Source organism: Bacillus sp. FSL M8-0071, from assembly GCF_037975455.1.
Classification (GTDB): domain Bacteria; phylum Bacillota; class Bacilli; order Bacillales; family Bacillaceae; genus Bacillus; species Bacillus subtilis.
The window spans coordinates 1343484-1358212 of the sequence record NZ_CP150256.1 but is presented as its reverse complement, the minus strand read 5'-3'; the positions used below and the strand labels follow the sequence as shown (position 1 = coordinate 1358212).

The 14729-nt window shown below is 45.1% G+C and carries 13 protein-coding genes; 3 read left to right on the top strand and 10 right to left on the bottom strand.

Translation table 11 applies throughout. The features are described 5' to 3' along the window. Positions 1-19 precede the first annotated feature (19 nt). The 6 genes from dppE to proG form a co-directional block, all read right to left on the bottom strand. The gene (gene dppE / locus MKX71_RS07050; RefSeq protein ID WP_264099905.1) at positions 20-1669 is read right to left on the bottom strand and encodes a dipeptide ABC transporter substrate-binding protein DppE; all 1650 of its coding nucleotides are present in this window, start codon (positions 1667-1669) and stop codon (positions 20-22) included. Between the two features lie 2 nt (positions 1670-1671). Beyond that, the gene (gene dppD / locus MKX71_RS07045; RefSeq protein ID WP_015252254.1) at positions 1672-2679 is read right to left on the bottom strand and encodes a dipeptide ABC transporter ATP-binding subunit DppD; all 1008 of its coding nucleotides are present in this window, start codon (positions 2677-2679) and stop codon (positions 1672-1674) included. 4 nt (positions 2680-2683) lie between these two features. Further along, positions 2684-3646, bottom strand: coding sequence for a dipeptide ABC transporter permease DppC (gene dppC / locus MKX71_RS07040; RefSeq protein WP_014476568.1), 963 nt, complete (start codon positions 3644-3646; stop codon positions 2684-2686). Positions 3647-3651: 5 nt separating this feature from the next. Further along, positions 3652-4578 (bottom strand): dipeptide ABC transporter permease DppB, encoded by a 927-nt coding sequence (gene dppB / locus MKX71_RS07035; RefSeq protein ID WP_003245446.1) that lies wholly within the window; start codon positions 4576-4578, stop codon positions 3652-3654. Between the two features lie 16 nt (positions 4579-4594). After that, positions 4595-5419: a D-aminopeptidase DppA gene (dppA, locus tag MKX71_RS07030; RefSeq protein ID WP_014479576.1), complete on the bottom strand. Its 825-nt coding sequence runs from the start codon at positions 5417-5419 to the stop codon at positions 4595-4597. A gap of 128 nt (positions 5420-5547) precedes the next feature. Continuing rightward, positions 5548-6366: a pyrroline-5-carboxylate reductase ProG gene (proG, locus tag MKX71_RS07025; RefSeq protein ID WP_032721395.1), complete on the bottom strand. Its 819-nt coding sequence runs from the start codon at positions 6364-6366 to the stop codon at positions 5548-5550. Between the two features lie 168 nt (positions 6367-6534). On the opposite strand from proG, the gene htrA reads away from it, so the two are divergent. Together htrA and MKX71_RS07015 are read left to right on the top strand one after the other, a co-directional pair. After that, a complete protein-coding gene (htrA, locus tag MKX71_RS07020) occupies positions 6535-7893 on the top strand; it encodes a serine protease HtrA (RefSeq protein ID WP_015252257.1) in 1359 nt (452 codons plus the stop codon). Positions 7894-8050: 157 nt separating this feature from the next. Next, the gene (locus MKX71_RS07015; protein ID WP_032679139.1) at positions 8051-8227 is read left to right on the top strand and encodes a hypothetical protein; all 177 of its coding nucleotides are present in this window, start codon (positions 8051-8053) and stop codon (positions 8225-8227) included. 183 nt (positions 8228-8410) lie between these two features. On the opposite strand, the gene MKX71_RS07010 is transcribed toward MKX71_RS07015, so the two are convergent. From MKX71_RS07010 to MKX71_RS06995, 4 genes are all read right to left on the bottom strand, one after another. Further along, positions 8411-9382 (bottom strand): glycosyltransferase family 2 protein, encoded by a 972-nt coding sequence (locus MKX71_RS07010; protein ID WP_015715747.1) that lies wholly within the window; start codon positions 9380-9382, stop codon positions 8411-8413. An 11-nt stretch (positions 9383-9393) separates the two neighbouring features. Further along, positions 9394-11562, bottom strand: coding sequence for a glycosyltransferase family 39 protein (locus MKX71_RS07005; RefSeq protein WP_339231904.1), 2169 nt, complete (start codon positions 11560-11562; stop codon positions 9394-9396). A gap of 7 nt (positions 11563-11569) precedes the next feature. Beyond that, positions 11570-11716, bottom strand: a complete 147-nt coding sequence (locus MKX71_RS07000) for a hypothetical protein (protein WP_122894618.1) — start codon at positions 11714-11716, stop codon at positions 11570-11572. A 100-nt stretch (positions 11717-11816) separates the two neighbouring features. Next, on the bottom strand, positions 11817-12767 hold the full coding sequence (locus MKX71_RS06995; protein WP_124059769.1) for a ring-cleaving dioxygenase: 951 nt from the start codon (positions 12765-12767) through the stop codon (positions 11817-11819). A gap of 388 nt (positions 12768-13155) precedes the next feature. On the opposite strand from MKX71_RS06995, the gene steT reads away from it, so the two are divergent. Next, positions 13156-14472 (top strand): serine/threonine exchanger, encoded by a 1317-nt coding sequence (gene steT, locus MKX71_RS06990; protein WP_003244819.1) that lies wholly within the window; start codon positions 13156-13158, stop codon positions 14470-14472. Positions 14473-14729: the final 257 nt, after the last annotated feature.

Here is a 14729-nt window from a genome sequence, read left to right as displayed (position 1 = left end):
ATTTCCTCAATCACCGCCATCAGTTTTTATCTGCCCATTTTAAATCGATATAGCCGACAGGGTGACGGACAATTCCCTTTACTTGTTCATTTTGCAGGTGAACCTGATTATAAAAATAAACCGGAATGATGGGCGCTTCATTGATGAGCAGCTCTTCAGCTTGATGCATAAGAGAGAAACGTGTTTTTTCATCGGCTTCATTTTTCGCCTGTTTGATCAGCTGATCGTATTCTTTATTGGCCCAGCCTGTGCGGTTCATCGAATTTCCCGTTTGGAAGGCTTCCAGAAAACTGATAGGGTCCGCGTAATCAGGTAAAAATGAGCTTTGAGAGAATTGGAATTTCAGCGCTTTTTGATCCTCTAAAAATACGTTCCATTCCATATTGGCCAGCTTCACATCGACTCCGAGGCTATTTTTCAATTTTTGCTGGATAGCTTCGGCAATCTTTTTATGCTCCGGCTTTGTGCTGTAAGTAAGCGTGATCGCAGGAAGCTTATTATAGTTTTCTTCCTTCATCCCTTTTTCGAGCAGCTGCTTCGCTTTGCTTTCGTTAGGCTTGATCAGGTCTCCGCCTGCTTCCCGGAAATCTTTGCCGTCAGGCTGCGTAAACCCAAGCGATACAAAGGCGCGCGCCGGTTTTTCATTATTTTTCGTGACGTACTTTACAATTTCCTCTTGATCCACAGCTATCGCAAAGGCTTTTCTGATGTTTTCATTTTGAAACGGTTCCATGTTGACATTAAATCGATAGAAATAGAGACCCGCCTGGTCAACAATATTAACGTTATCCTGATCCATCAGCTGGTCGCTTAACTCTGCAGGGACATAAGCGGTATCAAGTTCCCCTGATTGAAACATCTGATAATCTGTATTTCTGTCACTGACCATCGCCCATTTCACCTTATCAAGCTTCACGGTATCTTTATCCCAATACGTGTCGCTTTTCTCCATAGTGATGCTGTCATCATGCTTCCATTCCGTCAGCTTAAACGGGCCGTTTCCGACAAATGTATCCGCCTCAGCAAACCACTTTGGATTGTCTTTATCGACCTTTTCATTTACCGGAAAATACGCAGGATTGGACACAACGCTCAGAAAATATTTTTGCGGTGCTTCCAGTGTAACTTCAAGGGTTCGATCATCCTTTGCCGTCACCTTCACATCGTCTTTTTTCCCTTTCCCGCTGTTATATGCTTCGCCGCCTTCAATAAAATAACCTAGGAATGCTGATGAAGCGCCTTTTTTCGGATCAAGCATCCGCTTCCACGCGTATTCGAAGTCTCCGGCTGTTACAGGATCTCCGTTTGTCCATTTCGCATTTTCCCGAATCGTAAATGTGTAAGTTTTATTATCTTTCGAAACAGACCACTTCTCCGCCATTGCCGGCTCAGGCTCATGATCTTTGCCAAGACGCGTCAGCCCCTCCATGATGTTATTTAACGGCTGCCATGACACATTATTAAAGCCGATCGGCGGATCGAATGAAGTCGGTTCATTTTCATTATTTACATACAGCACCTTTTCTCCGCTGGTTTTTGCCTTATCATGACTGCCTTCTTTTCCGGCCTGTTCATTAGCTGTGCACCCCATCAGCGCAAACGAAAGTCCTAATGCAAGACTCATGCCCCATAGCTTTTTCACTCGTTTCATCCTCTTCCCCCTTTTCATGTTCAATCCTTCGCATCTCCTGACAGCACCGCATGCTCTGCTCGTTGATCCTGCAGCCAGCAGTTGACGGTGTGCGAGTCAGATCTGATCGTCTGGCCCGGGTACACCCTGTCACACACAACCATCCTGTTCGGACAGCGGGCGGCAAACGGGCAGCCCGGCGGAGGCGAAAATAAATCCGGCGGCGTTCCGTCGATTGGGATCAGCTCAGCGCCATCTAAATCCAGCCGCGGGACAGAACCCAGCAGGCCTTTTGTATAAGGGTGCTGCGGCTGATAAAAAATATCTTTTCTCGTGCCGATTTCCGCCATTTTCCCGGCATACATGACTGCGACTCTGTCAGCTACCTGGGCAACGACCCCTAAATCATGTGTAATCAGAATGACGGACACATTCGTTTTTCTCTGAATCTCTTTAAACAGCTCTAAAATCTGTGCCTGAATGGTTACATCCAAGGCGGTGGTCGGTTCATCCGCAATTAAGATGTCAGGCTCGCAAATCAGCGCCATCGCAATGACAATCCGCTGTCTCATGCCGCCGCTGAATTGGTGGGGATATTGCTTTAGGCGCTCTTCGGGATCTGGAATACCAACCAATGACAGCATGGAAAGCACCTCTTTCCGTGCCGCTTTTTTGCTCATTTTTTTGTGACGCAATAGCGCTTCCCCCAGCTGGTCGCCGACAGTCAGCGTAGGGTTTAACGCCGTCATCGGGTCTTGAAAAATCATAGAAATGTCGGCTCCCCTTATACCTCTCATTTCTTTGTCAGAGAGACGGCAAAGGTCTTTGTTTTTAAATAGAATGCTGCCGTCTGTCACCTTCGCCGAATAAGGCGGAAGCAGGCCCATGATGCTTTGGGAGGTAACGCTTTTGCCGCAGCCGGATTCGCCGACGATCGCAAAGGTTTCTCCTTTATACAAATCAAAGCTCACCCCTCTGACCGCCTGAACCGTCCCGCCGTAAGTCGTAAAAGACACGTGCAGATTTTGGACTGACAGAACTTTTTCCATACAGCTACCTCCTCAGCTTAGGGTCAAGCGCATCCTGCAATCCGTCCCCCAGCACATTAAACGCGTACATCGTCAGAGATATGAAAAAGGCCGGAAAAAACAGGCGCCACCAATGCCCAGATAAAATCGTGGGCAGGCCGTCATTCGCCATCACGCCCCAACTTGCAAACGGAGCCTGTATGCCGAGGCCGAGAAAGCTTAAAAATGATTCTGCGAATATGGCGGCAGGTACGGTTAATGTCATTTGTACGATGATCGCTCCCATAGTATTCGGCAGCAAATTCTTCCGGATGATGCGAAAGGTTTTCGCGCCAAAGGTTTTCGAGGCGAGTACATATTCATAATTTTTAATCTGAAGCACCTGGCCTCTTACAATTCTCGCCATGCCGACCCACCCGGTCACAGTCAGCGCCACAATAATCGTGCCCAGTCCCGGTCCCATGAGCACCATCAGCAAAATGACAACAAGCAGGTACGGCAGTCCGTACAGCACTTCGATAATCCTCATCATAATGCTGTCAATCCTGCCGCCTTTATAGCCGGCAACGCCTCCGTAAATGACACCAATCAAAAAATCAATCAGTGCTGCCATCACGCCGACAAACAACGAGATTCTCGCGCCATACCATGTTCGGGTAAACACATCCCGGCCGAGTTCATCGGTGCCGAACCAATGATCGGCTGAGGGCGGAAGATTTTGTTCTGTCAGTGATTGGCGTACGACACTATGAGGCGATAAAAAGGGCCCGATAACTGCCATGACAAAAAGAAATAAAAGAATAAAGAGTCCGGCCATCGCTAATTTATTTTTTTTCAGCCTCCTCCAGGCATCCTGCGTGTATGACAAACTCGGCCGCTTGACCGAATCTGCTTCCCGATTTTTTTCCTGATTCGAGACAAACCACTCATCAGGCACCTGATTGTGCTGTTCTGGCTGGCGTTCATCCGTTTGTACAGGGAGATTCACACGCTTCACCCTTTCTTATGCAGTTTAATGCGCGGGTCTAAGAGACCGTAGGCCAAATCGACCAAAAACAGCATGATAATCAGAATGACGCTGTAAAAAACGGTCGTTCCCATAATCACGGGATAGTCCCGCTGATTAATGCTTTCAACAAAATATTTTCCCATTCCCGGAATGGCAAAGATTTTTTCAATGACAAAGCTTCCTGTTAAGATGCTGGCGACGAGTGTGCCCAGGACGGTAATGACGGGCATGAGTGCATTTCTGAGTGCGTGTTTTACGATAATTTTGAATGGAGAAAGCCCTTTTGCTTTTGCTGTGCGGATATAATCCTGTGTCAGAACTTCGACCATGCTCGACCGTGTCAGCCTGGCAATGATCGCCATTGGCCCTACAGCAAGCGCTGCGGTCGGAAGCACCATATGAATCGGGCTTGTCCATGTCGCAGCGGGAAATAGTTTGAGATTGACAGCAAATTGCTGAATGAGCAATGTTGCCAGAATAAAATTCGGGATGGAGATGCCGAGTACTGCAAGACTCATCGCGGCGTAGTCCAAAAAGCCATTGCGGCGGAGTGCAGCAATTACGCCCAGCACCAGCCCAGAAATCACAGCAATGACAATCGCTGTCATCCCAAGCTCAAAGGAAACGGGAAATCCGCGTTCCAGCATATCATTTACGCTGTCCGACGGTTTTTTAATTGAAGGTCCGAAATCGAATGTAATGATGGATTTTAAGTAGAAAATGTATTGGAAAATGAGAGGATCGTCTAAGTGATAGTAGGCTTCGAGATTTTTTTGAACGGCTTCATTTGTGCCTCTCTCCTCGTTAAAAGGAGATCCGGGAATGACCTTCATGAGAACAAAAGTCAGGGTGGTAATCACCAAAATCGTAGCTGCCATTGCCCAAAAACGCTTTATCATGTATCGCGCCAAAGCCTAAAACACCCCTTTAGCAGAATGATGTCCGCATCGCAAGCTCAGTCATGACAAGCATCGCCTGATAGGCTTCAAGCATGTCCTTCGCCTGAAATTGAACGGTTGTAGTTCCCGTCTTGATTTCCGTTCCCGGCATCAGATTCGCCCATTCTGCTTGGCCATAATTGGCGAATTCAATGCTCAGAACTGGCCTGTCAGGCGGTGTGAGCGGCTTGACTTTGTCCTTGTTTTGCAGGGCAAACGCAGTTTTTTCTGTCAACAGCCGTCCGGCTTTCGCAGGGGACAAGCACTTCACTGCGGATCTTGAAATGGTTTGTTTGACTGCGGCTGTCGTCACGTTCGGGATAAGCTCTTCCGCTTCCTTCGCCGCCCGGTCATCCCCGGCTACCATTAATACCGGGACATCATAATAACCGGCAACGTATGCATTTAATCCAAGCTCACCGACAGGCCGATCGTTTATGTAAAAATGACGGACGCCGAAAATCATGCTGTGTGACATGACACCGGGAGTCGAGGCTCTCGCATGATAACCGAGAAACAAAGCGCCTGTAAACGTATCATCCAGTCCCTCCACCATTGAAAATGGTTTGACGTCACCAGAAATCAAGTCTGCTTCAGGGTGAAGCTTTTCAACCATCAGATTATTCATCTTCGAATGACTGTCATTGACCAGCACCTCGGTACACCCGCTGTTAAACGCTTCAGCAATACAGTAGTTTGCTTCTTCAGTCATGATAAGCCGTCCGCGTTCATAATTCCGCTTGCCGGAATCCACAAAGGTATCGTCCGGAAGACCCGAAATACCTTCCATATCTACTGACATGTACAATTTCATAACGCTCCTCCTTTTTTACTAAATTATGAATATTCTAACAGATTATATTAAAAAAAGAGGGAAAATGCAATATAACTGGGGAAAATCTCAACCATTCAGTAATAAAAAAAGAATCCTCTTTCAAGGATTCATGTCTGTTTACCAACCTGTTCTGTAAGCAGTTCATATTTTTTCAGGGTTCTTTCAAACACCTCATCAAAAACGTCTGGCACAGAGGCGCGTATCACCTCAGCTCCCTCTCCCGTTATTCCGCCTTTGGTTGCGACACGTTCCAGCGTCTCCTCGAAAGACATATTTTTTTCGATCAGCATCTTGCCAGTTCCGTATAGCGAATGAATCAGAAAATCAAAGGCTTCTTCTTTGGACAGGCTGCTGTTTCTGACGGCAGACAGTGCCAGTTCTTCAAAGATTGCGGCTATGAATCCCGGTGCCGAGCTCGTTAAATTGCTGGCCGCATCTAAATTCGATTCTTTGATTTCTCGTACACGGCTGAAAACCGATAACAATTCATTCAGACGTTCTTTTTTCTCTGCAGCCAGTGCTTCACTGTGAACGACAAGTGAGATGCCAGCTTCTGCTTCGGACGTAATGGCAGGAATAACACGTGAGATACCCGCCTCTGTTTCTGCCTCCAAAAGACGCAGCGGCACACCGGCAGCTATGGATACGATGTGAGTATTTCTGTTCACATACGGGTGCAGACGGCGCATTGTTTCGATGACATGGAGTGGCGGGACGCATATCAAAATCAATTGGCACGTATTTGCCCAATTCTCCAACGGATCAGCCGATACGTTTGGATAATCTGACATGAGTGCCCGCAGCCGCTCCCCCTTCGTTCTCGTCTCAATAAATAGCTCATTCTCTTTTATTTGTTCATGTTTCAACAGCTGTCTGGCGATCATATCCGCCATGCTGCCATATCCAATCAATCCAATCTGTTCCATCGACTCAGTCCTTTCATATACAATATGAAGTGTACCGTTTTCCGCACTTTTTCACAATTTCCCATAATCTTTTCATTTTTATCCCACAGTTTTTGTTTATGATAAACTCAAGTCATAAACCTATCAATATAAATAGACATGTGAAAATAGAGAAACGGAGTGAACATGATGGATAACTATCGTGATGAAAACAGAACGAAAGGTAATGAGAATGAGGTCTTTTTAACGAAAGAGAACGATCAGAGCACCTCCTACTCGGCCCGCAATGTCATTCATGATCAGGAGAAGAAAAAACGAGGCTTCGGATGGTTCAGACCGTTGCTTGGCGGAGTGATCGGCGGCAGTCTTGCCCTTGGCATTTACACGTTTACACCGCTTGGCGACCATGATTCTCAGGACACTGCAAAACAATCATCCAGCCAGCAGCAAACGCAATCTGTTACAGCAACAAGCACCTCCTCTGAATCTAAAAAAAGCTCATCAAGCTCAAGCAGCTCATCTGCATTCAAGAGCGAGGACTCTTCTAAAATCTCAGATATGGTAGAAGACCTTTCACCAGCGATTGTCGGTATTACAAATCTTCAGGCACAATCAAACAGCTCTTTGTTCGGCTCTAGTTCTTCTGATTCCAGCGAAGATACAGAAAGCGGTTCAGGGTCAGGTGTCATTTTCAAAAAAGAGAATGGCAAGGCTTATATCATTACAAATAACCACGTCGTAGAAGGGGCATCATCACTGAAGGTATCTTTATATGACGGCACTGAGGTTACTGCAAAGCTGGTAGGCAGTGACTCGTTAACTGATTTAGCCGTCCTCCAAATCAGTGATGACCACGTCACAAAAGTGGCAAACTTCGGTGATTCATCTGATCTTAGAACAGGCGAGACCGTTATTGCGATTGGGGATCCGCTTGGAAAAGATCTGTCCCGCACAGTAACACAAGGAATTGTAAGCGGCGTGGACAGAACGGTTTCAATGTCTACATCAGCCGGCGAAACGAGCATTAATGTCATTCAGACAGACGCAGCAATTAATCCAGGTAACAGCGGCGGTCCTTTGTTAAATACAGACGGCAAAATTGTCGGCATTAACAGTATGAAAATCAGTGAGGATGATGTTGAGGGTATCGGATTTGCCATTCCAAGCAATGACGTAAAACCGATTGCTGAAGAACTGCTGTCTAAAGGCCAAATTGAACGTCCATATATCGGTGTCAGCATGCTTGATCTGGAACAAGTGCCGCAAAACTACCAAGAAGGCACACTCGGCCTGTTCGGCAGCCAGCTGAATAAAGGTGTTTACATCCGTGAGGTCGCTTCAGGCTCTCCTGCTGAAAAGGCCGGATTAAAAGCGGAGGATATTATCATCGGCCTAAAAGGTAAAGAAATTGATACAGGCAGTGAATTGCGCAATATCTTATATAAAGACGCAAAGATCGGTGATACCGTTGAAGTGAAAATTCTTCGAAACGGCAAAGAAATGACGAAAAAAATTAAACTTGATCAAAAAGAAGAGAAAACTTCGTAAGACATAACGCCTCAGGCCGCAAAAGCGGTCTGAGGCTTTTTATTAGATAAAAGACCTAATTGCTCTATGAAACTTTCTGACGAGATATCCGTATATCATACAGATTGACATCATTCTCATCAGATGTTAGAAACATCGTTTGCTAGGAGGCATGAACATGAAAACCGTGGGACTGAGTATGATCTGCGCAGGATTGGCTTTTCTTTTGCTGAGCTTTCTTCTCTCTGAATCGACGTTGACGTGGAGAATTGTATTGGGTACCAGTATTCTATTAAACATAACTGGTACGGCTCTAATCATGCGTTTCTTAAAAGCCCCCCAATATAACAGCTGACATGCAGCAAAGCCGATGACGAAATCTTTAAGTTTTGCTGTTTTTATTTCGGCATGACTGAACCGCAGTACAAGCTCACAATCTCTTCTTTACCCAATTTCCATATATCTATCAGCATCTTTTGCTTTAGATCGGGCTCAGAGCATAAAAACCCCCTGTCCATTACGGACAGGGGGTTTGAGGTTATGACATATGCTGGTCTCTATAGAGTCTTTTATTTTCAATTCCATACGATTTTTGGACGATGTAAAGCGGCCTGTCTTTGGCTTCATCGTAGATTCTGCCGATATATTCGCCGATCACGCCCAAAATCAGAAGGACAATGCCGCTGAACAGGAGCTGGATCACAATAAGTGATGACCAGCCGGTAATCGTGCTGTCTGTGAATAGCTTCAGATACAGCACGATAAACATATACAGAAATCCAGCACCTGACATTAAAATCCCCGCATAGCTTGCCAGCTTCAGCGGTTTATGTGAAAATGTCGTGATGCCGTCCATTGACAGCTTCAGCATTTTCTTGAGCGGGTACTTTGTTTCTCCGGCGAGCCTTTCATCACGTACATACTCGACCGCTGTCTGTTTGAAACCCACCCAGCTGACTAGCCCTCTGACAAATGGATTTTTTTCTTTTAATCTTTTCATTTCATCACAGACTTTTCTGTCCATGAGACGAAAATCCCCCGTATCAATCGGGATATCAATATCTGTCATACCGCTGAGAAGCCGGTAAAACATAGCCGCGGTTTGTTTTTTGAAAAAGGTTTCCCCTTTTCGTTTAGTCCGCACGGCGTACACGACCTCGTAGCCTTCCTTCCACTTTTCAATCATATCTAAAATCAGTTCAGGAGGGTCCTGCAAATCGGCGTCAATGACGACGATTGCATTCCCCTGTGCATAATCCATACCCGCCGTAATGGCGATCTGGTGTCCAAAATTCCTTGAAAAATCAATAATTTTCACTCTCGGATCGATCAGGCTATGCTCTCTTAAAATCTCAATACTGCGGTCTTTGCTGCCATCGTTGACAAAAAGCAGCTCGTAGTTTTCCTTCGTTTGATCCATGACCTCTTTTAAGCGCTGATAGGTTTCATGAATGACAAGCTCTTCATTATACACAGGTACAACAATTGAATATTGAATATGTCTGCTCATGTTTTTGCCTCCTATTCATCAGCATGTAGTTCGTATAATGTTGCTGACTGATTCATTCCGCCAGGTCCGCCCATTTTGCCGTTTTCACCTGAAGCCTTGCTGCTTGATGTATCAGCCGAATCAGTATTTTCTGTTTTTTGATCAGAACTTGATTGCCATTTTTCTGATGCTACTTCTTTTCCATTTTTCTCAACCCATTCAACAATGTCATTGTTTCCGCCTCTTCCCATTCCAGAAGCCAAGAAGTATTTCACTTTTCCTTCTTTTACAAGTTTTTTGAATTGAGTCAGTGTGATCGCCGGGTCAGAACCGCTGTATCCGCCAATAGCCATGACAGCTTTTTTCGTTTTAATGATATATGGTGCCGCTGTGTTCGAATCGGTTGTGGCGAATAGGTATTCAGCTCCGGAGTTATTCTCCTCTAGATATTTGATCAGTTTTTCATTTACAGTCGCATCAGACATTCCCATGCCTTTTCCGCCCATTGATGCGAGCTGAGGGCCTGTTTCAGGCAGTGAGCTGTTGCCTCCGTACAGAAGTGGCGTACTTGCCCAATAAATCGGCATCACCAGCAATGCGAGGAGAGCTGCAAGTGAAACATAATAACTGAACGGTTTTTGGCGCTGTTTAAACAGCAGCAAAGCAATCGCTGACAACACGCCGATAACACCTACCCCGATACTCCATCCAACACCGATTTGATCGTTGTAGTTTCTGAGAATAAACAATTCAAATCCAGTTGTCGCAATAATTGCTCCCGGCAAAAGCCATGCTTTCCAGCCTGTCTGATTGCGATACAGATGAACAAGGGCAACCCATCCCGCACCGACAAGAGCCGCAATCGGCGGTGCCAGCATGATGAGATAATAATGATGGAAAAATTCTGCGACACTGAAGAATCCGGCAATCGGTACAAGCCACGCAACCCAGAACACCGTTTCCTTCTGCTCTACAGATAATCTTCTTCTTTCTCTCGCGCCTGCGATCAGTAAGCCTGCGATTCCAAAAATCGCAAATGGCAGAAGCCAGCTGATTTGATCAGATAACTCTGTTTGGAAAAGCCGCAGTGGACCAGGTGTTCCCGTTCCAAACATCCCTGAACCTGATTGCATTTTCGAACCGGTTCCTGTACCGCCTTTCCCTCCGTCTCCGCCAGGTCCGCCTTGGCCGCCATCTCCGCCGCTTGGAGGGCCTCCTTGACCGCCGCTTGGCATTTCTCCTCCGCTTGGCATTTGGCCATTGGATGGAGGTACCGTCATATTGCCATTTGAGGATTTACCATCGCTTGATAAGCTGCTGCCTGATGACTGATTAGGCGGTGCTTGAGTGTTATCAGAAGAAGACATTTCTTTTGAAGCGTCTTTGTTTGGCGCACCCTGTCCGCCGCCGGAATTTTGGCCTGTCAGCCGCTGAATCCCGTTATATCCGAAAGCCAATTCCAAAACAGAGTTGGTCTGGCTGCTTCCGATATAAGGCCGCTTGCTTGCAGGGATATTGTCAACAATGAGCGGCCACGATAACGAAACGGCTGCTAATACGGCTAACGCACTTACCAATGAAACGATTTTTTTCTTGATTGTGGCGTTTGCCGCAATCAGATAGAACAATAAGAAAGCCGGTAAAATCATGTAAGCCTGCAGCATTTTTGTATTGAAACCTACTCCAACAACGAAAAATGCTGCTAACAGCCAGATCAGCTTTCCTTTTCTGATCGCTTTAAAGAGAAGCCATGTAGCAAGCAATAAGAAAAATACCAGTAATGCATCAACATTGTTTGTACGTGCTACAGCTACAGCAATCGGTGTACATGCCATGATGAAAGAGGCAATTCTTGCTGCTGTCTTACCGAATGTCGGTTTTATTAACAGATACATTAAAAGGACAGAACCTACACCAGCAAGTGCCTGAGGTAGGATGACGCTCCAGCCGTGCATACCGAATATAAGTGCGCTGATGGTTTGTATCTGGAACGTAATAGGCGGTTTATCAACCGTTATAAACCCCGCCGCGTCGAATGAGGCATAGAAAAAATTATGAAAGCTTTGCATCATACTTGTGACTGCAGCGGTGTAATAAGGATTCACCGTATCATCATTCCAGATGTTATAGATATTTAAGAATGCAGATGCGAGCAAAATGAGGATGAGGAAAATATCCAGCTCGCGTTTTTTCTTTTCCACTTATTTTTCACTCCTTTTTGTCTAACTTGGGAATAGTGTAACAAGCAAATATGAATAAACTATTAATAAACAAAGACAATATTTTTGCCGAGGCCATTCCATACCAATCACCCATATTTGCAAAGGGTTTTAAGCCATTTCTCCCAATCAGCACCTGATATTTCCTCCCTAATAAGGCATGCTGTTTAGGTCAAAATTAATTATGGTAATAAAAAAAGCCCTCCGGCGGCGCCGGAAGGCAAATGAATCACAATTTATTGGATCGGTTTCAATTTCGCTTCAATTTCAGCTCTTCGATGCTCAAGATACGGCGGAAGAGCGATCGTTTGGCCAAGCTCATCAAGATTCTCATCTACCATAAAGCCCGGTCCGTCTGTTGATAACTCGAACAAAATGCCGTTCGGTTCTCTGAAATACAGCGCCTTGAAATAGTAGCGCTCCACAATGCCGGAATTGCTAAAGCCTTCCCGGCTAATGATCCGGTGCCACCCGGCAAGTTCTTCTTCATCTCTTACCCGAAATGCGACGTGGTGAACACTCCCTTTGCCTTGACGCTCGCGCGGAAGATCATTTCTTTCTATTAAATGGATTTCCGTTGCAGCACCGCCTTCTCCTGATTCCAGAATAACGGCGGTTCCTTGCCCTTCGACTGGTTCACGGCTGATTTCTGTAAATCCAAGAATATTCGTCAATACGTGTAAGGTTGGTTCAGCATATGGCACAGTCAGTTCAATCGGCCCTAACCCGCGAAACGAAAATTCTTCCGGGATGCCGCTCTGTTTAACAGGCAGGCCATATCCTTTTCCTTCCTCATCAGCAGTCAGCACAAGTCGCTGCCCTTCATGATCTTGAAATGCCAATATGTCACGTCCAGCTCTTTTGGAGATACCGCTGTGCGTTACTTGCTGCGCTTCAAAACGTTCTTTCCAGTAATGCAGGGCTTCTGTGCTTGGAACGCGCAATCCAATAGAAGAAATACTGTTTGTTCCCGCATGAAACGGTGCAATGCGGGGAATCTCGAAAAACGTCAGCTCAGTTCCCGGGTTTGCCACTTCATCTCCGTAGAACAGATGGTACATTGTCGGTTCATCCTGATTGACGGATTTTTTCACGAGCTTTAATCCTAATACTTTCTTATAGAAATCCAAGTTTTTTTGTGCGTCGGCCGTTAATGCCGATACGTGGTGAATGCCGTTAACTTTCATATGCTGTCCCTCCAGGTTATTTTATCTCGATTTCGAGATATCATATCATAATTGTATATTTATTGTTCTAATAACAAAGTATTTTATTCGCATGAGAAAGTCAACATATCAGCTTCACCGAAGGTTCGTTCATTTTCTGAATTCTCATCTCCCCTCTGTACCGGCTAAAATCCTAATACATAAAACACGAACTTTGTAAATAAAAATTATGAATTTTATTCGTTTATATACCATTAAAACAGGTATTTCTACAGTTTTATCTGCTGTACACAAAGCAAATTTCGAAAATCAGAAAATTTATTTTATTTCACTTTTCTAAAATAGGGTTTACAATATGAAAAAATAGATTCTTCAACATGAAGCTTCAACATCATAGGAGGTTAAGGACATGCATACTGAAGACAACGGTTTGAAAAAAGAGATAGGCCTCTTGTTTGCCCTTACTCTTGTCATCGGAACCATTATCGGTTCTGGTGTTTTTATGAAGCCCGGCGCTGTGCTTGCTTATTCAGGTGATTCAAAAATGGCGCTTTTCGCCTGGCTGTTAGGCGGTATTTTAACACTGGCGGGCGGTTTGACAATCGCGGAAATCGGAACGCAGATTCCAAAAACCGGCGGGCTTTATACGTACCTTGAAGAAGTGTACGGCGAGTTTTGGGGATTTTTGTGCGGCTGGGTGCAGATTATCATTTACGGCCCGGCGATTATTGGCGCGCTGGGTTTATATTTTGGATCTTTAATGGCGAATCTTTTCGGCTGGGGATCTGGACTATCAAAAGTCATTGGAATTATAGCAGTTCTCTTTTTATGCGTCATTAATATTATCGGTACAAAATACGGCGGTTTTGTCCAAACGCTGACAACGATCGGAAAACTGATTCCGATTGCCTGCATCATCGTCTTTGGCCTTTGGAAAGGCGATCAGCACATCTTCACAGCAGTAAACGAAAGCATTTCTGATATGAACTTCGGGGCGGCTATTTTAGCTACGTTGTTTGCTTATGACGGATGGATTCTCCTTGCCGCTCTCGGCGGAGAAATGAAAAATCCCGAAAAGCTGCTGCCACGCGCTATGACGGGCGGATTATTAATTGTAACGGCGATCTATATTTTCATTAATTTTGCATTGCTTCACATCCTGTCAGCGAACGAAATTGTCACGCTTGGTGAAAATGCGACAAGCACCGCTGCAACCATGCTGTTCGGTTCAATTGGCGGAAAGCTGATCAGTGTAGGGATTATCGTCAGCATCTTTGGGTGCTTAAATGGAAAGGTGCTTTCTTTCCCGCGTGTTTCATTTGCAATGGCGGAACGCAAACAGCTTCCATTTGCTGAAAAACTGTCACATGTACACCCGTCGTTCCGCACACCATGGATTGCGATTTCTTTTCAAATTGCTTTGGCTTTGATTATGATGCTGATCAGCAACCCTGATAAGCTCTCAGAAATCTCCATTTTCATGATCTACATTTTTTATGTGATGGCCTTTTTTGCAGTGTTTATTCTCCGCAAGCGAGCAAAGGGAGAAAAGCGCGCCTACAGTGTTCCGCTTTATCCATTTATGCCAATTCTGGCAATCGCGGGCTCATTCTTTGTGTTAGGCAGCACACTCATTACAGATACAATGAGCTGCGGATTATCCATCCTCATCGGCCTTGCCGGACTGCCTGTCTATTACGGGATGAAAAAACGAAAAGCAAGCTGATAAAACGGTTCCCTTGTTTAGGGAACCGTTTTTTGGTGAAACAGAAGATAAAAGTTGACAGGAAAAACACAACTTTTGATATACTTTTTACGTTAAGCAGAAAGTTTTTGCAAACTTGGGTCGTTTTTTTAAAGCGAAGTAGGTCAAAATAAGGAGACACGATTTATCAAAAAAGTCAAGATACGTTTTTTTCGACTTTACCTGTTTTTTTTCGACAAAAGGCTATATAATAATTTGATGTGTGCATTGTTCATTCA

Coding starts and splice junctions, on each gene's coding strand:
- dppE (WP_264099905.1), bottom strand. CDS start 1,669: ATGAAAAGGGGGAAGAGGATGAAACGAGTGAAAAAGCTATGGGGCATG.
- dppD (WP_015252254.1), bottom strand. CDS start 2,679: ATGGAAAAAGTTCTGTCAGTCCAAAATCTGCACGTGTCTTTTACGACT.
- dppA (WP_014479576.1), bottom strand. CDS start 5,419: ATGAAATTGTACATGTCAGTAGATATGGAAGGTATTTCGGGTCTTCCG.
- proG (WP_032721395.1), bottom strand. CDS start 6,366: ATGGAACAGATTGGATTGATTGGATATGGCAGCATGGCGGATATGATC.
- htrA (WP_015252257.1), top strand. CDS start 6,535: ATGGATAACTATCGTGATGAAAACAGAACGAAAGGTAATGAGAATGAG.
- MKX71_RS07015 (WP_032679139.1), top strand. CDS start 8,051: ATGAAAACCGTGGGACTGAGTATGATCTGCGCAGGATTGGCTTTTCTT.
- MKX71_RS07010 (WP_015715747.1), bottom strand. CDS start 9,382: ATGAGCAGACATATTCAATATTCAATTGTTGTACCTGTGTATAATGAA.
- MKX71_RS06995 (WP_124059769.1), bottom strand. CDS start 12,767: ATGAAAGTTAACGGCATTCACCACGTATCGGCATTAACGGCCGACGCA.
- steT (WP_003244819.1), top strand. CDS start 13,156: ATGCATACTGAAGACAACGGTTTGAAAAAAGAGATAGGCCTCTTGTTT.